The 17,716-nt window shown below is 41.2% G+C and carries 25 protein-coding genes; 1 reads left to right on the forward strand and 24 read right to left on the reverse strand.

All coding sequences use genetic code 11. From position 1 onward, the window contains the following. Positions 1 to 35: 35 nt before the first annotated feature. The 22 genes from CHJ_RS17635 to CHJ_RS17745 form a co-directional block, all read right to left on the reverse strand. Complete coding sequence (locus CHJ_RS17635; protein WP_317918458.1) at positions 36 to 1,301, reverse strand: cysteine desulfurase-like protein; 1,266 nt, start codon at positions 1,299 to 1,301, stop codon at positions 36 to 38. Beyond that, positions 1,279 to 1,917, reverse strand: coding sequence for a 2OG-Fe dioxygenase family protein (locus tag CHJ_RS17640; RefSeq protein ID WP_317918459.1), 639 nt, complete (start codon positions 1,915 to 1,917; stop codon positions 1,279 to 1,281). Before CHJ_RS17640 ends, CHJ_RS17635 begins: the two co-directional genes overlap by 23 nt. Before the next feature lie 265 nt (positions 1,918 to 2,182). Beyond that, a complete protein-coding gene (locus CHJ_RS17645) occupies positions 2,183 to 2,542 on the reverse strand; it encodes a DUF952 domain-containing protein (protein WP_317918460.1) in 360 nt (119 codons plus the stop codon). A gap of 19 nt (positions 2,543 to 2,561) precedes the next feature. Beyond that, positions 2,562 to 2,978 carry a VOC family protein gene (locus CHJ_RS17650; protein WP_317918461.1) on the reverse strand — a complete coding sequence of 139 codons (417 nt, stop codon included), beginning with the start codon at positions 2,976 to 2,978 and terminating at the stop codon, positions 2,562 to 2,564. Between the two features lie 54 nt (positions 2,979 to 3,032). Beyond that, positions 3,033 to 3,557 (reverse strand): GNAT family N-acetyltransferase, encoded by a 525-nt coding sequence (locus tag CHJ_RS17655; RefSeq protein ID WP_317918462.1) that lies wholly within the window; start codon positions 3,555 to 3,557, stop codon positions 3,033 to 3,035. 92 nt (positions 3,558 to 3,649) lie between these two features. After that, complete coding sequence (locus tag CHJ_RS17660; RefSeq protein ID WP_317918463.1) at positions 3,650 to 4,285, reverse strand: CatB-related O-acetyltransferase; 636 nt, start codon at positions 4,283 to 4,285, stop codon at positions 3,650 to 3,652. A 261-nt stretch (positions 4,286 to 4,546) separates the two neighbouring features. Further along, on the reverse strand, positions 4,547 to 4,762 hold the full coding sequence (locus tag CHJ_RS17665) for a DUF6500 family protein (protein WP_171755129.1): 216 nt from the start codon (positions 4,760 to 4,762) through the stop codon (positions 4,547 to 4,549). Positions 4,763 to 4,841: 79 nt separating this feature from the next. Next, complete coding sequence (locus CHJ_RS17670) at positions 4,842 to 5,318, reverse strand: GNAT family N-acetyltransferase (protein ID WP_317918464.1); 477 nt, start codon at positions 5,316 to 5,318, stop codon at positions 4,842 to 4,844. A 130-nt stretch (positions 5,319 to 5,448) separates the two neighbouring features. Beyond that, the gene (locus CHJ_RS17675) at positions 5,449 to 5,988 is read right to left on the reverse strand and encodes an isochorismatase family protein (RefSeq protein WP_317918465.1); all 540 of its coding nucleotides are present in this window, start codon (positions 5,986 to 5,988) and stop codon (positions 5,449 to 5,451) included. 94 nt (positions 5,989 to 6,082) lie between these two features. Beyond that, on the reverse strand, positions 6,083 to 6,589 hold the full coding sequence (locus CHJ_RS17680) for an AAA family ATPase (RefSeq protein WP_317918466.1): 507 nt from the start codon (positions 6,587 to 6,589) through the stop codon (positions 6,083 to 6,085). Positions 6,590 to 6,804: 215 nt separating this feature from the next. Continuing rightward, complete coding sequence (locus CHJ_RS17685) at positions 6,805 to 7,230, reverse strand: N-acetyltransferase (protein ID WP_171755125.1); 426 nt, start codon at positions 7,228 to 7,230, stop codon at positions 6,805 to 6,807. A 169-nt stretch (positions 7,231 to 7,399) separates the two neighbouring features. After that, positions 7,400 to 8,014, reverse strand: coding sequence for a LysE family translocator (locus CHJ_RS17690; RefSeq protein WP_171755124.1), 615 nt, complete (start codon positions 8,012 to 8,014; stop codon positions 7,400 to 7,402). A 30-nt stretch (positions 8,015 to 8,044) separates the two neighbouring features. Then, the gene (catB, locus tag CHJ_RS17695; RefSeq protein WP_317918467.1) at positions 8,045 to 8,674 is read right to left on the reverse strand and encodes a type B chloramphenicol O-acetyltransferase; all 630 of its coding nucleotides are present in this window, start codon (positions 8,672 to 8,674) and stop codon (positions 8,045 to 8,047) included. 119 nt (positions 8,675 to 8,793) lie between these two features. Beyond that, entirely contained in the window at positions 8,794 to 9,375 is a 582-nt protein-coding gene (locus CHJ_RS17700; RefSeq protein WP_171755122.1) for a DJ-1/PfpI family protein, read from the reverse strand. 111 nt (positions 9,376 to 9,486) lie between these two features. Continuing rightward, positions 9,487 to 9,828 carry an SH3 domain-containing protein gene (locus CHJ_RS17705; protein WP_317918468.1) on the reverse strand — a complete coding sequence of 114 codons (342 nt, stop codon included), beginning with the start codon at positions 9,826 to 9,828 and terminating at the stop codon, positions 9,487 to 9,489. A gap of 144 nt (positions 9,829 to 9,972) precedes the next feature. After that, positions 9,973 to 10,362 carry a hypothetical protein gene (locus CHJ_RS17710; RefSeq protein ID WP_005500319.1) on the reverse strand — a complete coding sequence of 130 codons (390 nt, stop codon included), beginning with the start codon at positions 10,360 to 10,362 and terminating at the stop codon, positions 9,973 to 9,975. Between the two features lie 108 nt (positions 10,363 to 10,470). After that, on the reverse strand, positions 10,471 to 10,869 hold the full coding sequence (locus tag CHJ_RS17715) for a DUF6678 family protein (RefSeq protein WP_317918469.1): 399 nt from the start codon (positions 10,867 to 10,869) through the stop codon (positions 10,471 to 10,473). A 69-nt stretch (positions 10,870 to 10,938) separates the two neighbouring features. Further along, positions 10,939 to 11,598, reverse strand: coding sequence for a hypothetical protein (locus CHJ_RS17720; protein WP_317918470.1), 660 nt, complete (start codon positions 11,596 to 11,598; stop codon positions 10,939 to 10,941). 142 nt (positions 11,599 to 11,740) lie between these two features. Next, positions 11,741 to 12,325 (reverse strand): hypothetical protein, encoded by a 585-nt coding sequence (locus CHJ_RS17725; RefSeq protein ID WP_317918471.1) that lies wholly within the window; start codon positions 12,323 to 12,325, stop codon positions 11,741 to 11,743. A 102-nt stretch (positions 12,326 to 12,427) separates the two neighbouring features. After that, complete coding sequence (locus CHJ_RS17730; protein ID WP_317918472.1) at positions 12,428 to 12,862, reverse strand: SMI1/KNR4 family protein; 435 nt, start codon at positions 12,860 to 12,862, stop codon at positions 12,428 to 12,430. Positions 12,863 to 13,002: 140 nt separating this feature from the next. Further along, positions 13,003 to 13,281, reverse strand: a complete 279-nt coding sequence (locus tag CHJ_RS17735) for a hypothetical protein (RefSeq protein ID WP_317918473.1) — start codon at positions 13,279 to 13,281, stop codon at positions 13,003 to 13,005. 164 nt (positions 13,282 to 13,445) lie between these two features. Then, on the reverse strand, positions 13,446 to 13,904 hold the full coding sequence (locus CHJ_RS17745; protein WP_317918474.1) for a GNAT family N-acetyltransferase: 459 nt from the start codon (positions 13,902 to 13,904) through the stop codon (positions 13,446 to 13,448). A 237-nt stretch (positions 13,905 to 14,141) separates the two neighbouring features. On the opposite strand from CHJ_RS17745, the gene CHJ_RS17750 reads away from it, so the two are divergent. Then, positions 14,142 to 15,107, forward strand: a complete 966-nt coding sequence (locus CHJ_RS17750) for an integron integrase (protein ID WP_317918475.1) — start codon at positions 14,142 to 14,144, stop codon at positions 15,105 to 15,107. A gap of 84 nt (positions 15,108 to 15,191) precedes the next feature. Here CHJ_RS17750 and CHJ_RS17755 read toward each other — a convergent pair whose 3' ends face one another. Continuing rightward, complete coding sequence (locus CHJ_RS17755) at positions 15,192 to 15,821, reverse strand: response regulator (protein WP_171753380.1); 630 nt, start codon at positions 15,819 to 15,821, stop codon at positions 15,192 to 15,194. 67 nt (positions 15,822 to 15,888) lie between these two features. Continuing rightward, positions 15,889 to 17,574: a nitrate/nitrite two-component system sensor histidine kinase NarQ gene (gene narQ, locus CHJ_RS17760; protein ID WP_171753381.1), complete on the reverse strand. Its 1,686-nt coding sequence runs from the start codon at positions 17,572 to 17,574 to the stop codon at positions 15,889 to 15,891. Between the last annotated feature and the right edge of the window lie 142 nt (positions 17,575 to 17,716).

Here is a 17,716-nt window from a genome sequence, read left to right on the forward strand (position 1 = left end):
GTAGCAGTGTGTAATTTATAATTTTATTGATTGTTCTATACGGTTGCTAACGCCTTACGCAAGGCAGTAAAAAACAGATCAATTTCTTGTTGGCTATTGTAATGCATTAAGCCCACCCTAAGTATTCCACCTTTATCGGTTACATTGAGTGCGTCGGTTAATCTGTCCGCGTATAAATGGCCACTCCATGTGTATATCTCTTGCTCACCTAAATGAGCGGCAACCTCCGCGGGGGAAATATCTCCAAAACGAAGAGCGAATGTTGGCGTTCTATCACTTTCTGTTTGCTGACCAAAAAGCTCAATAGTTAAAGATTCATTGGCACGGATCTGCTCTAAATGCTCAAGGAAATAGGCGGATAGGGACGTTTCATATTGATGGATATTTAAGTAAGCCGACTCAAGCTGAGAACGCAAATTGTCTCCTTCACCCAGTGAGGCGAGATAATCAATCGCTTTGGAGAAGGCTGACAGAGCCTCAAAATTCAACGTTCCTGTTTCCCAACAGTTTGGCGCGTATAACGGTGCTGGTTCTACTTTGTATGGTTGGTATTTTTCTAACAAAGCCTTACGACCATACAGTACCCCCAAATGAGGCCCAAAAAACTTATAGGCAGAACCTGCTACAAAGTCAGCGCCTAATTTTTGTACGTTAAGAAGTTGGTGCGGCAGTAGATGAACCGCATCAATAAAGACTACAGTGCCATGTGCTTTCGCAAGCTCAGTAACCTTCTCTATATCGACAATTGTGCCCGATAAGTTACTTGCAGCAGTGATGGCCACAAGGCGTGTTCTCTCATTTAGCAATGAGTGCAGTTTATCCAGATCTAAGTTACAACGGCTGTCTTTAATTGGTAAGTAATGTACTTTGACCCCTTTATCTTCCGCTGCCATTGCCCAAGATGAGCGGTTTGCCCCGTGGTCCGCATCACTGAGAATAATCTCGTCACCTTGTTGCCACTCTTGGCTAACGGCACGGCTCAAGTGAAACGTCAACGTGGTCATGTTTGCACCAAACACCATTTCATCTTTTGAATGTGCACCAAATAGGGTCGCGGCTTTTTGTCTACAGGTATCCACCAAGTTAACGGTATTTTCGCTTACTGAAAATTGACCACCCAAATTGGAGTTCCCTTGACTAAAATACGCCGCAAAACCGTCAATGACCGATTGCGGAAGTTGGGTTCCACCCGGGCCATCAAAATAGACAGGAGAGAGTCCATTGTTGATGGCTTGTAGCGCCGGAAATTGTTTGCGCAGGGCAGTGACGCTCTCTTTATTAAGCGGTAAATACGAAGACATCACGTACTCCTTTTTGGCCAGCTTCACTGGAAAGGGTTTCAGATATATGGTGGAAGAATCGTGAGTCATTAAGAATGACGAATTGGTTCTCTTCTAACACGGTGTTTAAATGAGGATGTTGCTCGACTGGCGACATGAAAATCTGCGTAAATCCACCAGTGATGTTTTTTCGCTGTACACAGAAAATACCCACGAACCGATAACCATCTTGGTGGATACCTTCTGGAGCAGGGGCGCTTGTCGCATCGGAATCGCAGGTGACTCGTATTTGATGGACGTCTACGACAGAGTGATCTTTATCTGTTCCTGTGCGCTGCATAAATGATTTTAAGATATGCTGAAAATACGGTGTTTCTATCATCTCATTATCCATTTCGGCAAAATCTCTCTCTACATCTCCGACAATTCGGTTAAATTTTGACGATTGGATAAATGTACTATGCGGTAACCTTGTTAATGTGCTATCGCAGACTTGAAAGCGGGCATAAGCGCGATAGCGGTGATCGCTATCAACATATTTGTCGGTAGGTAGGTTGTCAAAGTAAGGGGAAAGCTGAGGAGCAATGCTTTCAGGTGTTTGAAACGCTTCTATCAGAAACTTGTTTTCCATGTCCATAACGATTCCTTGTGTGTTTACACTTTTAGCTTAACAATGTATTAACATTAGGCTAATTATCTCGCATATTTGTATTTTTTCAATTCATATGACCATAAATGATCATATATTCTAGTTTTAAAACCTGCGTGAATTAAAAAGTGAAACTAATGGCTAGAAAAAGTAACAAAGTTAGGAAATAACACTGAACAGATGAAGGATTTTAGTGAAGGTGCCTATTTAGCTTATGATCTTAACCTCTTTGGTTCGTTACTTTTGCTTGCTCTCAGGAGCAATCCACAACATTTTCTGTTTGAAATTGTCCCGTGGAACTAATGATTAGTTTATAAACTGAACATAGCGCCTTTGTTTGAATTGGGCCATAAAGGTGAGGGTACAGATTGCCATCATTTTCTATTCCTACTGGCGCTTCATCCTTAACATCGAAGTCGAGTTTAGTTGGATCTATTTCAAGTAAACATATTCCCGTTGCTTCGGGGAAGAATTGGCTCAGAATCGTTTCTAATTGATGGTAGTAGGCGAGGTGCACAAAGCCTTCAGTACTGAGACTATCGGGTGTATAAAGCTTGTTTTTAAGTATGTTATCCAGTTCACTCTGGTTGATAATATGGTACAACTTTTTCATCGAGTCTCGCCTATTGAGGTTATCTGTTTGCCATTGGGTGATCAGGATTTAGTTGGAGAAGATCCCACTGGTTGCCATAAAGGTCTTTAAACACGGCAACGGTCCCATAATCTTGTTCTTTGGGAGCACGAACAAACTCAATACCTTCGGCTTTCATGCGTTCATAATCTCGCCAGAAATCATCAGTATTAAGAAAGAGGAACACGCGTCCACCCGCTTGGTTACCAATAAAATCCAACTGCTCGGGCTTTGATGCTCTTGCTAATAGTAACGCTGTCCCGTGTGAGTTTGGTGGTGCTACCACAACCCAACGTTTGTCCTGCTCGGGTTGATAGGAATCTTCAATCAGCTCAAATTTCAGTTTGTTTACGTAAAAGTCTATCGCTTCATCGTAGTCTTTTACTACCAACGCGATATGTACAATATTTTGCTTCATTTGTTAACCTTAGTTGATGGACTTCACTTGTCTCTGTGCTGTAACGATATTTTTTTATTCTTCGCTTGCTACACTCCAAACATACTCATTTGCATCCACATGACGACCATTTAACAGTGCGTAATTTTTGATGAATTCTAGGGGTTTAAATCCACTCTTTTCTAGCACCTTAATAGAGCCGAGATTGGTTGTTAATGCTATGGCTCGTAATTCCGTTACCTCGGTATACTCTACGATATACTCCTGAATCAATTTAACCGCTTGTGTTGCTACGCCTTGGCGGGTATAGGCTTCTCCTATTCGGTAACCTATAACCCCTGTATTTGATTGCGTTTTATTGATATGTAAGTTTAGACGTCCGCAAATTTGCCCTTGCTCGGTTCGTAGTAGCATAGGAACCATCGCTTCTTGTTCATATAAGTCGAGGAACTCCTGTATTTGAGACTGTACGCCAGCCAGCGAGTAAAAGCTCTCTAGTCGCGGAGGGATCTGTTTTTCAAACCATTTACGGTTTATAAGTTCAAAAGCCAGCAGCTCTGATGTATCCGACTGTTCAATTAAATTTGCAGTGACTATCAAACCTTCTCCCGAAGCAGCAATGCAGGTCGAGATGTGACCTAGCTGTTCACCAGAGCCAAGCCTTGGCTTTGATTTGACTCTGGTATGTTCTGCTATTTTTCGGCCTCATAGGCTAAAATAGCGCTTTTAAGTTGTTGAATATCTGAGCCACATAAATGCCTTTTTAATGCCTCAAATTTTTCTACAGGCCAATTATAGACCTCAAGCTGTAATAGTTCTTCGATGATCGATGACTCAAAGCGAAATTTAACCAGTTTTGCCGGTGAGCCGCCAACGACACTATATGGAGCAACATCTTTGGTTACCACACTATTGGCAGCAATGATTGCGCCTTCACCAATGGTGACTCCTGGCATGATCATCGCCCTCATTCCAATCCATGAACCGTCGCCAATATGAGTGTCACCTTTGCCAATATAGGCCTCGTCGATGAAGTCCATAAATGGGTATAAACAGAACCAATCAGCACGATGAGTATGGTTCCCCCCCATCAGGATGACGGCTTCGGCGCCAATACAGACATAGTCACCAATATAAAGTTTATCGACTTCCCATCTGGGTTGCCAATTGCGGCTGATTTCATCACCGTGTAAATACCTAACTACCGACTCTTCAAAACCGTTGTCCCAGCAGTCACTATAGTAGCTGTGTGTCCCTTTTATTGAGATGTTCGGGTTTGTTACGACTTGGTGTAGTAATTGGAATGTTGACCAGTGTTTTTTTTGCATACTTGACCTCAAGCTAATGTTAAATAATAAGAAACTATTGAAATAACATTGTGTTCGTCAGGAGATGCGAGGCTGCTTTAATAAAGGAATAGGTTGCATGATTGTGCTCTAATATTTGAGATGTTAGATGATAACACATAGTGTTCTGTTAAGTGGTGAGCAACGCATTCAACTCCACTCGATCTTAATGTCCAATTCCATATGGCTATCTGTCTCTTTTCCTATTACGCAGTATCTGGGTAAACACAAGGTGTGCCATGACTATTCTGATTTAATCAACGCCATGATCTTATGTGCTTTTTCAAAGTGATCAAGTTTGTGAGTTTTAATCCACCATGTTGCAGCTTCCATCAGCAATTCAGGATCATCATTTTTATTTGCAAAAAATGCGTAAAATGAGACGCCGACATTATCGCCTTTCTGTTCAATTTTTTTATTACATACTTCAATTATTTTGCTGCGTAAGGATTCTCGCATTATCTATTTCCCTTCATATTGAAACCAACTAACCGTGATGAACAAGCCAACACAGGTTAATAATATGCATACTATCTTGCTATAACTGTTTTTCCATCAATAAAAGATGCCAAACCTCACCATCAAATGACCTTGTGCCCGACTCATGTGATGTGACTTGAAAGCCGAGTGATTGATAACAGTTTTTGGCCACCGTGTTGCGCTCAAAAACAGCTAACGACAACAATTGAGCATTGTGTTTGGTTTGAGCTAATGTCATTAGCTGCTTTAACATGACTTTTGACATACCTTGACCACGAAAGCAACGGGAGATAAACACGCGACAGATACGAAAGTGCGATTCTGATAGTTTGAATAGCTCAACATAACCCGCTTTTTTACCCTCAGAAACAAGGATAAACGGAATGACTTCAGGTTTAGAACAGTGGTGAGTTATCTGCTGGTGATTTAAAGGAAAACGAAAATGTGGGCCTCCCCATTGATAGTTCAGTTTGTCGGAATCTATCCAATCAATGAGTAGTTTGTAGTCTTCCTTTTCAAATGGTCTCAGTTCCATGATTATCTCTAAGGTTATAGCATCGCGTTAAAGTAATGAGCCATGTGGCCAACTTATCCAATCTAAACCATTATGACCGTCAACGTGAAGCTTCGTCTTTAAATGGGTATGCCAAGTGCTTTAAACGGCTTTAACGAATGAGATTTAATATCTGCTTAAACTCATTGGATCTACAGTCTTTCACCAGTTGATATAAACACATTTCTAGTCCCGTGATGGCAACGCCACTTTCTTTTAAGCGGTTTATGCCTAGTTGCATATTAGATAAAGTGCGAGAGGAGACACAGTCACTCACCAGCTCTACTTGAAAACCTAAATCTGTCAGTCCTTGCGACGTTTGGTAGACACATATATGCGCTTCAATACCACAAACTAACCAAGACTCTACATCCATGGTTTTGACAGCGGCTAGAAAGTCGGGAGACTCACAAGCGTTAAACGTAAACTTTGATATTGGTTTGACGTCTTCAAGGTGAGCCGTTAGCTCTTCTACTGTGCGGCCCAATTTGTCGGGGTTTTGTTCGAGAAGGATAATAGGTAACCCAAGGGCTTTGGCTCCTAAAATCAATTTTTCACAATTGGAAATTAGCGTTTGGCTATCATGAACTAATCGAGCAAGCTTACCTTGCACATCAACGACGATAAGTCCTGTTTTATCTGGGAATAACATTTACTATCCTTAGTTTGATGCAGCGTTTATAGCTGGGGTTGCATAATGTTTAATACTAGTTTGGTATATAACCAAGTAACCTCAAAATACCGTCTTAAACACCTAGCTTCTCAACAAGTTCCGCAAACGATGATTGGATGCTTTTTCCTGCTGTATCGATGTTAATTACTTCCGTTTCCCATGGTTCATAGTGACGGTTTTGCACTTGCTGCCAATTGGGTAGTTTTAGGTTTTCGACGTCACTTTGACGAGCGCTCACTCTTTTCTCATGCTCTCGACTATCTGAACAGCTTACTTCAATATTGATGAAGGTTGCATCAACACTTTCCGCTACCTCTTGCCATTCATTTCGCGTTAGTTCAATGGGATTGCAAGAGTCAGAAATACAGCTAATACCAAGTTCTAAATTGTCTTTAATGATTTTGTAACTAAGGCGGTAGCCTTCTCCTTCAACATTGACATTGCAGAGATCTCTAAGCGCCTGTTCTACTGTATCAACACGTACATACATGGAACCTGTTTTAGCGGATAGTAATTTGGCAAGTGTCGATTTCCCGGAGGCAGGGAGGCCAGAAAAAATGTATAAAGTAGCCAAACTCACATTGTTCACCAGTTCCTCGTACACAAACTGTACGGATAAATTAAATGTTTAGGACAAGCCGCTATGATTTTACAGTAAGCCTAAGATAGGCGCTTTAACGGCTCATCATGTACATAATGTTTGCTATTTTTTCCTTGGCATTTAATGCGGTAAATGCAAAACCCAACGATGGAACTAAACATACCAACCGTTGGGAATCATTTTCAACCGCTTTGTTATGCGTTGATACTCATAGCGTATTCGGCACAGCCAGTATGCTCACATATATGCTCATTATCCACCTTAAATCCTTGGGACAGATAGAATTTGTAGGTTGCGTCATTGTCTTTATATACGTTCAAGGTTAACGCTGAACATTGTTCTTTTGCATGAGCCATGAGTTGCTTACCAATACCCTGACCTTGATACTCTGGCAGCACAAAAATTGCCGCTAACAAGTTGTCGTATAGTGAGTAAAATCCGACAACTTTAGAGTCGATTTCAAATAGGTAATTTTTTGATGCCGGCAGATAGGTGTCTCGCATATTGGTTTGCTGTGATTGCCAAAATTCTGCTGCTACAAAATCGTGAGCTTTTATTGATGCCTTAAGCCAAATATCCAGAACTGGCTCAATGTCTGTCGGTGTGTATTGTCTGATCATGTTTGATTCAACCGCTTGTTTATCGAAAATATATAGCCGAAATTATGATGGCTTTTAGCGAGGAATAATTGAATATTTACGACAATTTATACTGGGAACATTACTCGTACACTTTACCTTTGTGTTTTAGCCAACCATGAGCATGATGGCTCCAAATAATCTTTCCACTCTACTGACGACTAACCAACAAGTTTGCACCCGATACGGCTAAAAAGGTGGCACATGCTCGATTAAAACGCTTCGCCATCTTGGGTTTCGTGAACCACTGTCTTAGATATATTCCGAATACGGCGTAGATAGATATTGCCCCCAATTCCAATATTAAGAAGGTGCTTCCGAGAACGAAAAACTGTTCATTGACACTGGCTGAAACATCAACAAATTGAGGAAGAAACGCAGTAAAGATTAAAATGGCTTTAGGATTGCCTGCTGCTAATAAAAACTCTTGCTTAGCTAACCCAAAACGACTGCGAGTACTTTCTATTCTTGTCACTGGGCTGGCTTCTGAACGCCATAGATTGAAAGCAATCCACAATAAGTACGCCGCGCCGACGACTTTAATTGTGAGGAATAGCGTCTCAGAAGTGTAAAGTACAACCGCTAAACCTGAAGCGGCTAATGCGATCATGATAGAAAATGCGGCAATTCGACCTAGACCGGCGATAAAAGCGGACTTAAAACCGTAACAACGCGCATTATTCATAGACAATAGATTATTTGGGCCAGGCGTCATATTGAGTGCAAAACATGCGGGTATAAAGAACAGTAACTTCCATAATTCCATAACGTTTCCTCCTTGGTAATTAACGCCTTGTTATGTGCGCACGTCAGATTGCCAATATTTATATAGATTTTCAACATCAGATGAGCATAGATGCTTCATACAACCTTTTAGTTTGGGCTCTGGCCAGTTCCACCATTCCATCTCGAGTAACATAGCTATCTGGTGCTCTGTAAAACGGAACTTAATATGTTTAGCTGGGTTTGACCCCACCACTTCGTACGGTGCTACATTCTTGGTGACGACAGCACGACTGGCCACGATTGCACCATGCCCAATTTGTACACCAGACATAATCATAGCCTCAGATCCGATCCAAACGTCATGACCAATGATAGTGTCTCCTGCACACTGAAAACCATCGTCAGCATGATTAAAGTTTTCATTATCCTGATAGAAAAATGGAAAGGTGCTGATCCAGTCATTTCGATGGCCTTGGTTGCCCGCCATCATAAACACGGCTCCCGAGCCGATCGAGCAGTAATTGCCAATTATAAGCTTATCAACATCCTCTCTGTCGGGATTAAGATAACGAGCACAATCATCAAAGCTATGGTTGTGGTAATAACCGGAATAATAGCTATGTTCGCCAACGATGATATTAGGGTTGGTCACCTGTTTCTTTAGCGGGATACCTGAAAAAGGAGAGTCAAAAAAGTTCATGATTTTAATTTTTCCTATAAGCCTATAAGGCCGGGTAAAATGGCGTAATGCATTGTGCAGTAAATACTAAAGTTGATTCATACCCAAAATGCCAATCGTTGGGAATGACTTTTAACCGCTTATTGTGTGCGATTTTGCCAGTTGTACTCCATTTGCCTTGCTACAGTCTGTGCAAACTCTAAACCGTGATGTTTAGATATAAGATGTAAACTCATATCAATACCTGCGGATATCCCTCCTGAAGTCGTATACTTTCCTGACGTTACCCAACGTCGATTATCAATGACCTTCAAGTTAGGGAACTGAGAAGATAAATCCGGGATATCTTCCCAGTGAGTAGTAACAGTATGACCATCAAGTAAATCAGATTTAGCGAGAAGGAATGCTCCAGTACAAACAGACGCAACTTCATTTGCTTGAGGAGCAATAGATGCCAACCAACTCAGTATGTTAGGCTTACACATTTCAGTGGTATGAACCCCACCAACGACAACCAATAGATCGATTTGAGGGTGGTTCTGTATCGTATAGTCAGGCAATACTTTGAATCCACCACGAGCAAAAACAGGTTCATTACTTTCTGACACGAGGAATACGTTTAAACTATCAGCCCCCAACCTTTTTGCAGTGCTGAAAACTTCAAATGGGCCTGCAAAATCAAGAACTTCTGCTTGATGGTAAATATAGATGCCTATGTTCATTGTGCCTCCTTGCACATAACGCTGCTAAATGGTGAACAACGCTGCCAACGAAATTAAAACAAAACACTATACTGAAAATGCTACGTGTTGCGAATCTGTCTTAAGCGTTTGTTATGTACGTTGTACCGAACGCACTGGTACCCAACCAATTTCACCCGTTGACCTCGAAACTCGATACCACTCATTGAGTTCAAATAGCACTGACAACTTTTCACCAATGACAGTATTGAGCTCAACATTGTCATAATCTTCAAGCAACAGACCTTCAGAGCTTCCTTCAATCTTTTCGATATATTGAACTGGAGCCCAACCCTGCTCCCCTTCACCACTGGTTATAAAAACCCAATTGGGAAACTCATTGTCAATTTCACCTAGAGCTACTTTATCATCTTGCTTCAGATAAAACGGGTTAGGATATTCTGATACATGTTTTTCAGTGGCAACTACTTCCATATTTTCTCCAAAGTACATAACGCCCTGTTAAGGTGTGAGCAACGCAATACCGATGCTTCCGCATACCACCTTAACCACCAAACACAACGCATAGTAAAAATGCCACGCGTTGCGAATCACTCTTAAACAGTTTGTTATGTGTTTTTACATGACGTGGCAATCATCCAAAATCACCTTCAGGTCTTCACCATGCTTTAAGAAGTCGAAAAGAAGCGTGAAATCACTAACTACACCATTAAGCGGCAAATCATACTCAACTCCCCACCCAGAGCCGTTGTCGTACTCGAAGATGTCGTTTCTTAGAACCCCTGTGACTGTTAAAGGACTTGTTATAACTGGGAGCTGGTTGTCGCCAAAATGGTCAAACCTGACCATTTCAAAATCTTCTAAACTCCACTTGCTTCTAGAGTTATCCAATGGTTCATCAAGGAACGAAAAAGCATACTCTGCTTCTCCTGACGCGCATAAATCTATCCAATCTCGAACAAACGCTATGAGCTCCTCCTGGCTGGATTCAATCGTAGGCTTTTTCATTGACGACTCCTTTTTGTGAGAAACACATAACGCCGCCATAACCGGCAGCCGTGCGCAAAGCGCGCTTTAGGCTGTCCAGCCACGAAGTGGCGTTGGTTGATGGCCTTGTTAGGGCTTATAGCCATAGACTGTAACACCCTCTGAATTTACGTCTAACTCAAAACTCCCTATAGAGCTTAGCTGTTCAATTATTGTGGAAAACTCCTGCATTTTAAATTGAGTTGGTGCCTTCTCATATGGCTTAAATCCAATGCGAGTTGGTAATTTAAGCCATTCAATACGTTTAAACTCAAATGGCCCATTTAATGCGCCACAATCTCCGACATAGTCTTCGCCAAGTTGGCCGAAATCTGGAACGAACCCACTTTTCGGTTCAGCCTCACCAACAAGTTTCCAGACACAATTAGGTAGCTTCAAATTGGACTCATTGACCACACTAAAAAGTTTTCTCCATTTAGTATTGGACATACACGAATATGAAAACTTAGCGATTTCTTTTTCTAGCACTAATCTCTCCAAGAGCTCTAACGCCCGCATAAAGCGCGCGAGGCACGAGCGTCGCCTTTGATGCGCTTGTTAACCATTGACTACGTAGCGATCGACTTTTTTCAGAGTAATTCCTCCGTCATCAAACACAAAGCCACGTTTGAATAGAATTTTTTCCCCTGTAATTGTTTGCCCAAATACAAAAAGGCAGAAATCATTGGCGTAATCATCATTAATAGATAAGTGCCCATGAAGTTTTTCAGTGCCATTATATTTTTCAGATAAAGACTTACATATTTCTTCTTTACTCTGATAAGTATCTCTTGCCGTGTATATATACTCAGAAGATCCTTTTTCACAGCTTACAACGCCTGTCTCACCAAAAATGTAATTTTTGGTAAACCCGTCGTATATTACTGCCTGCAAATCAACCGCAACATTATCGGCTGAGTTCTTAAGAGAAATCTGAAATATTTTGACATCTTTATTTATCAGTTTTATATATTCATTTCTAAATGCAGGTGGCAAATATGTGTCGTTCTCAAAAAATTCAATAGCCGAATTATCTTCACCTTTTTGAAATAAAGTCACTCCTGCGCTTATCAGAGGGCGACTAGATAGCTTCTGTGACTCTCTAATCTCTCTAAGCTGGTCCTCAGCAGCAAGCCTCATCTTTCTGGTTTCAAAGGTGTACCACAAAATCACTAATGAAAGAGCGATTTGTACTACATAGTAACTACTTTCAATCATTCGCTGTAATTCCTAAAGATGGTTAACGCCCTGTTAAGGGGTAAGCAACGCATCTACCCAACCTAAAGCATTGTGCCATAAACACTAAATTTGAAGTAGAAGCAAAAATGCCAAGCGCTGTGAATCCCTCTTAAATTGCTTGTTATGTATTGGGATTCCAACCTGAAGCTTTGACGAGCTGTAATAACCTACCAATTTCAGATGAAGCCATCGTGGTACCTAAGCTTGGATACAATTTGTCAAGAATGTCGGAAAAAGTTAAAACTTTAATTGGGCCTCCAATAGAGTTCAAAAATTTAGGATACTGTTCCCACACAGTTCGATCACCCTTTAAAAGAGTAACTGCTGTAACATAGGTGAATTGTTTCGAACCTGTAATGTCATAGACAGCTTTCTTAAACGCTTCGCTCCACTTGGGCTCCGTAAGCTCTCTAAATCCCTTCCAAGCAGCCCGCCCACTGACTGTTTTATTCTCTTCAATCTGCGTGATTTTCTGTTGAGGGTTAAACCCTTTTTGCCAGCTCTTACAACTAACCGCAATAACCTTTTCAGGGCCAGATGCTAAAGGATTTATAGCCAATACATCTATATCGCTATGATTTGAATCTAGGTTTTTGACATAATCAGGGTGATCTAAACGAGGCTTAAATTTGATATTATGACGGGTAAAGTAACCTTTATGCTGCAAGTAATCATCGACTAACTGTTCTAATATATCTTCTTTCATCCACCATACCTCAAACCATATACATAACGCCGCAATAAAGGGCCGGCGCGGAGCGACGGTCCAGCCAAACTTGTTGGGCGATCTTTGATTACTTTGTTATGCTTAGACATTGATTTTACCGGTAATCATCCATTCAACATATCTTTTCAAACTGGGAGCCACCCATGCTCTGCTGTCTTCTTCGTGATTCCATACAAACACATCTTCGCGCCTGATCTCTCCGCCCTGCATCGGGAAAAAGAATTGATCTCCATTACCCGCATCAGCGAAGAATAGAACAGAATCAAATGGCATGTATAACTCAACGAAATCAGAGTTAGATCGAAACTCAATATTGGTGGATACAAGGCGTTCGACCGACCAAACCAGCCCTAACTCATACTCACCATATATACCATTTGATTCATAAAGACACTCCTTTAGATCTTGAGGTAAACCTATATTGAGTTTTACTTCGGCCTTAGAAACCTCAGTCTCACTAGCACCGGATTCAAACCTACAACCCTTTCCTAAATTTTCAACTAAAGATTTCCACATCACTCTATTCCTTTAGAAGCATAACGCCGCGTTAAGGTGTGAGCAACGCAATACCGCTGCCGCCGCATACCACCTTAAACACCAGACTAAACGCATGGTAAAAATGCCACGCGTTGCGAATCACTCTTAAACAGATTTTGTTAGGCGATTTTATCGAATCCAGTGGTTCTTAGCTTTTCCCAATAATTTTGATGTATTGAAATGCTCGCTTGTCGCAGTTGCTCACCAGTGACGCCTTCAGCCAATTCAATAACTACACTGTTATTATCCTCAAACGCATTATCGACAATTTCAAGGTTATTAAAATCAGCTACAAAAGCTTCCACATACATCGGATAATCTTCAGGTTCTGGCATAAACGGGCAATCGACCCTGATATCGGACTCAGCAATCTCTCTCAAACCTAATCTATATTTCATAACTATTCCTATAGTGTATTTAACTCGCTTGTCGCCTAACGCCCTGTTAAGGGGTGAGCAACGCAGTACCGATACCGCTGCATACCACCTTAAACACTAAAACCAACGCATAGTGAAAATGCCACGCGTTGCGAATCCCTCTTGAACAGTTTGTTATGTGCGTGCTAATTGAGGTACTTTTGCCAATGCTGCTGCCCTTTCAAAACTACTCTGTAATCTTCGTAGTCCAATGAGCTGTAGAGCTTTTTAGCTGCAAAATTATTATCACCGACCTCTAATGTGATTTTGAGGTAATCATTATCACGACAATACTGTTCGATACCGTTCAGTTGCGCCTTGCCAACCCCCTTACCACGAAAGTTGTCCGACACCATAAAATCATGGATATTCATCACTCTTTGCGCACGATAAGTTGAGAACGATTCAAAGCAAACCGCAAAACCAGCAGGCTTATTGTCGACAAAACTGATAAATCCGTGGAAATAAGGCAACGCAAATAGCTGAGTAATTACTGAGAGATCTAGTTCAACTGAGAATCCAGATAGATACTCTTTGAACAGAGTCTCGAATATACTTTTGTCTTCAATGCTTTCTGTTTCAATACGCTTGATTGTGATTTCCATATTCATTTTCACCAAAGCCCATAACAATTCTTATACGACAAAATGTCCATATAACATATTTCTAAATTGTCGTATATTAATCTAATTTTATATAACCTATCACAAAACCATATATAGAACATTGCGATAGCCATTTATTGTTTTTGAAGTTGATCGAAAAAAGAGACAGTCGTTTTAGAAACTGGACATTAGGTGAATTCTACTCTTTCTGTATATAAAAACAGCTAAGGTTGCTTAATGAAAAGTTTATTTCTGCTTAGTTTAAAAGAACATATGATGGCGCGGCATTATGCCAAAAGAACAATTAAAACGTATCTGTTTTGGGTTGTGCAATACATTCGCTTTTTTAAGTTAAAACATCCAAGTGTGCTTACTACACAACACGTTGAACAGTTTCTTAACCATTTAGTAATAGACAAAAATGTTTCTTCCAGTACACAGGCTGTTGCGCTTAATGCTCTTCGATATTTATATATTGAGTACCTTCAAGTCGCAGACTCATTCGAGCTTAACTATCAATACGCGAAACGAGCAAGGAAGCTCCCAACGGTGCTTACGCATGTTGAGGTTAAACAATTGCTTAGCCACTTAAAACCAACACTTTCATTGCCTATTAAGTTGATGTACGGCTCGGGGTTAATGGTGTCTGAATCTATACGTCTTAGAGTTCAAGATATCGATTATGACTATTTAGCAATTAAAGTTTGGCAAGGGAAGGGCAATAAAAATCGCATTGTGACTTTGGCGCCAGAACTAATCGATGGATTGAAGTTGCAAACAGAAAACGTCCGACATTATTTTAATATAGATCTGCTTAATGCTAACTATGCTGGAGTCTGGATTCGTCCATCGTTGCGCCGTAAATATCCTTTGGCTTCAACAGAGTTTGGTTGGCACTATCTATTTCCTAGCGGTAGGTTAAGTCTCGATCCTGAGACAAACCTATTGCGACGGCATCATATAAATGAAAAGAGTTTGCAACGGGAGCTTAAAAGGGCGGCCAACATGGCAAAAATTTCTAAAAATGTCACTTGTCATACCTTAAGGCACAGTTTTGCAACTCACCTTTTAGAAAGTGGTGCGGATATTCGTACGGTTCAAGAACAGCTTGGCCACCAAGATGTGAAAACAACTCAAATATACACTCATGTTTTACAACGAGGGGCACATGGAGTACGTAGCCCTTTGTCATCGCTGATTTAGCAAGGTTTACGTTGGGTAGAAGTTACCTAATACCGCACTGCATTGATTACTAACAGTTTGGTATTAGGTCAGAAAGGAAATAACTTAGGCTTTACCTTGGCTCTCCAAGTAAAGTACGGTGGCTGCCACTCGTGATTTTACTCTTAGTTTCTTAAGTAAGCTTTTAATGTGCACTTTTACCGTTGCTTCTGAAATAAAGAGTCGTTCGGCAATTTGGCGGTTACTGTAACCACGAGCTACCTCAACGAGTATCTCTTTTTCGCGTTCAGTTAATGAGCTAAACATGTCATCGGTTTTGGATTGATCGCGCATCACATCAAGTACCACCTGACTGTATGCAGAGCCAGTGTCCATGGCCTTTTTCAGTAGCTCGACAAGTTCATCCGGTTCGGTATCTTTTAGAAGGTAACCGTCTGCACCGGCTTCAATGAGTGCGCGGATGTCTTGGCTGTTATCAGATACCGTTAGGACGATAACGGTTGATGTTACCCCTTCTTCTCGCAGAACTTTTAGGGTATCCAGTCCAGACATGCCCTTCATGTTTAGATCAAGCAATATAAGGTCAGGCTCATTCTTGCAAGCCAGTGTAACCGCATCGGCCCCATTACTTGCTTCGGAAATATCAGTAAACTCTTCTTCATATGAGAGCAGTTGACTAATACCACGTCGCATCAGTGGGTGATCATCAACAATAAGTACGTTCCAGTTTGACATTCGTTTTTCCTGTTATCTATCAAATCTTGTACAACAAAATTATTACCATTCGTTGTGAGGCTTGATATTACATCTGTAATGGGAAAAGTAGCTGAATTGTGCAGCCTTCTCCTGGTTTACTATTAATATGTAAATCGCCCTGAAGGCGATCTGCTCTTTCTGCCATTATAGTTAAACCATAGTGATTTAGCTTTTCCACTTCGGTGCAGAACCCGGTGCCGTTGTCAGTGATATTGATATTTACAATGCCACCTTTCTCTTGGCAACTTACTCGAATATTTGACGCTTGGGCATGCTTAATAGAGTTAAGAACGGCCTCTCTAATTAACTGAATAACATGCACTTGATGGTTGGCCCTCAGCGAAATGGACGCCAGCTTATTATCCAATGTTATCTTAGCATCCGTCTGTTCTTCTAATGGTTTAAGCAATTCTTGCAACGCCTCGCCCAAATTTGCTTTGCCTATGGTCAATCTAAAGGTGCTAAGCAACTCTCTTAACTGAGTATAGGTTGCGCTAAGCTGAGTATCGATCTCTTTAGCAGTGTCGCGTGCTTGTGGGATGTTCTCTTTGGCAATGCTGCGATTGAGTAACGTGGTTTGAATTTTAAGATAAGAGAGTGATTGAGCGATGGAGTCATGCAGCTCTCTGGCAATGGTGGCGCGCTCTTCCATAAGCAGTAATTGTTGAGTCTGCTTTTGGGCATTGTTGTAGTATACGCCGCGCGACATAATGTGAGAGACATTGGTGATCAGCTCTTGATCAGGGCAGGGTAGTATAAACTGCCATTCCAATCTTCCTAACACGTCATCATCCAGTTTTAATGGCTCTGAATGCCACTCGTCTAAGGTTGGTGTGCCCGTCTCGATTGACCATTTTGCGTTTGACTCTTCTACCGTCATACGAACGGCGGTGATCCCTTCGGTGGCTTGTAACAAGTCGAGCATATTTCTAAAATTTTGCTCGTTCAGCTGACTGGCGGACAACTCTTGCTGACAACCGTATAGAACCTCTAGAGAATTTTTGGCATGTTCGAGGCGGTGGGTTTTTTCCGCTACCTTTTGCTCAAGCTCCAAGTAGTGCTTCTCTAACTCAGAAGACATGCCATTGAAGGCGTTGCCTAAAATACCTAATTCATTTTGGCTATCTAGCCGTACTTTAAAACCAAAATTACCTGACTGAACTTCGCTACTTGCCACCATTAATTGTTGCAATGGCTTTACCACTTTACGTTGTGAAAAGTAGATCACATAAAAAGCAGTAACCAGTATCAATGAAAAACCAAACCCATAAGCGAGTGATAGAAGCTGTAATTTGAGTTGAGAAAATTCCTGTAGTTCGTAAACAAATCGATCAATTTGGTTAACAAATTCAGCCACACCGACTAAGTAAACATCCTTATCTTCTGATTGCAAGGCAGGTTGTAGCGCTCTCCATCTGGCCAGAAGTTGATGATAGTTTTCGACTAATGAGCTGGGGGTAAACCATTTATCAATCCCACTCAGGGTTGGCGAATAGAGTGAGCGTTCATAGTGAATGAGATGCTCAACAAACTGCTCTGAGTGTGTCTCAATATCGAAGGCTAACCGGTAGCTTTGCATCCTTAAAGAACCCGCAATATTAATCGCTTCGGCGTCGTCGAGGTTGGAGTAGAGCGAGTAGAGAGTAATGCTGGTGGTTGTCACTGACAGCAGAAGAATGAGGGTCATTGCTCTTGCGATAGTTTGAGTGATTGATTTTTGTGCTTTCCGCAAGACGCTTCTCCTATCCGTTTTAGAATTGCTTATTGTGTGAACTAAAGCCACTTCAATTATTGATCTCGCTCAAGTCTATATCTTATTTAACCCTTATGGGGTATTTATTCACGCAATGCAAATCTTAGACTAAAGTTATTAA

The organism is Vibrio sp. MACH09 (genome assembly GCF_033238805.1).
Lineage (GTDB): Bacteria > Pseudomonadota > Gammaproteobacteria > Enterobacterales > Vibrionaceae > Vibrio.

What these genes read in the sequence shown, in the direction of transcription:
- CHJ_RS17650 (WP_317918461.1), bottom strand. Translation starts at nt 2,978, where the DNA reads ATGAAGCAAAATATTGTACATATCGCGTTGGTAGTAAAAGACTACGAT.
- CHJ_RS17750 (WP_317918475.1), top strand. Translation starts at nt 14,142, where the DNA reads ATGAAAAGTTTATTTCTGCTTAGTTTAAAAGAACATATGATGGCGCGG.
- CHJ_RS17730 (WP_317918472.1), bottom strand. Translation starts at nt 12,862, where the DNA reads ATGTGGAAATCTTTAGTTGAAAATTTAGGAAAGGGTTGTAGGTTTGAA.
- CHJ_RS17635 (WP_317918458.1), bottom strand. Translation starts at nt 1,301, where the DNA reads ATGTCTTCGTATTTACCGCTTAATAAAGAGAGCGTCACTGCCCTGCGC.
- CHJ_RS17670 (WP_317918464.1), bottom strand. Translation starts at nt 5,318, where the DNA reads ATGGAACTGAGACCATTTGAAAAGGAAGACTACAAACTACTCATTGAT.
- CHJ_RS17640 (WP_317918459.1), bottom strand. Translation starts at nt 1,917, where the DNA reads ATGGACATGGAAAACAAGTTTCTGATAGAAGCGTTTCAAACACCTGAA.
- CHJ_RS17665 (WP_171755129.1), bottom strand. Translation starts at nt 4,762, where the DNA reads ATGCGAGAATCCTTACGCAGCAAAATAATTGAAGTATGTAATAAAAAA.
- CHJ_RS17690 (WP_171755124.1), bottom strand. Translation starts at nt 8,014, where the DNA reads ATGGAATTATGGAAGTTACTGTTCTTTATACCCGCATGTTTTGCACTC.
- CHJ_RS17685 (WP_171755125.1), bottom strand. Translation starts at nt 7,230, where the DNA reads ATGATCAGACAATACACACCGACAGACATTGAGCCAGTTCTGGATATT.
- CHJ_RS17720 (WP_317918470.1), bottom strand. Translation starts at nt 11,598, where the DNA reads ATGATTGAAAGTAGTTACTATGTAGTACAAATCGCTCTTTCATTAGTG.
- CHJ_RS17705 (WP_317918468.1), bottom strand. Translation starts at nt 9,828, where the DNA reads ATGGAAGTAGTTGCCACTGAAAAACATGTATCAGAATATCCTAACCCG.
- catB (WP_317918467.1), bottom strand. Translation starts at nt 8,674, where the DNA reads ATGAACTTTTTTGACTCTCCTTTTTCAGGTATCCCGCTAAAGAAACAG.
- CHJ_RS17710 (WP_005500319.1), bottom strand. Translation starts at nt 10,362, where the DNA reads ATGAAAAAGCCTACGATTGAATCCAGCCAGGAGGAGCTCATAGCGTTT.
- CHJ_RS17735 (WP_317918473.1), bottom strand. Translation starts at nt 13,281, where the DNA reads ATGAAATATAGATTAGGTTTGAGAGAGATTGCTGAGTCCGATATCAGG.
- CHJ_RS17700 (WP_171755122.1), bottom strand. Translation starts at nt 9,375, where the DNA reads ATGAACATAGGCATCTATATTTACCATCAAGCAGAAGTTCTTGATTTT.
- CHJ_RS17755 (WP_171753380.1), bottom strand. Translation starts at nt 15,821, where the DNA reads ATGTCAAACTGGAACGTACTTATTGTTGATGATCACCCACTGATGCGA.
- CHJ_RS17725 (WP_317918471.1), bottom strand. Translation starts at nt 12,325, where the DNA reads ATGAAAGAAGATATATTAGAACAGTTAGTCGATGATTACTTGCAGCAT.
- CHJ_RS17660 (WP_317918463.1), bottom strand. Translation starts at nt 4,285, where the DNA reads ATGCAAAAAAAACACTGGTCAACATTCCAATTACTACACCAAGTCGTA.
- CHJ_RS17675 (WP_317918465.1), bottom strand. Translation starts at nt 5,988, where the DNA reads ATGTTATTCCCAGATAAAACAGGACTTATCGTCGTTGATGTGCAAGGT.
- CHJ_RS17745 (WP_317918474.1), bottom strand. Translation starts at nt 13,904, where the DNA reads ATGGAAATCACAATCAAGCGTATTGAAACAGAAAGCATTGAAGACAAA.
- CHJ_RS17645 (WP_317918460.1), bottom strand. Translation starts at nt 2,542, where the DNA reads ATGAAAAAGTTGTACCATATTATCAACCAGAGTGAACTGGATAACATA.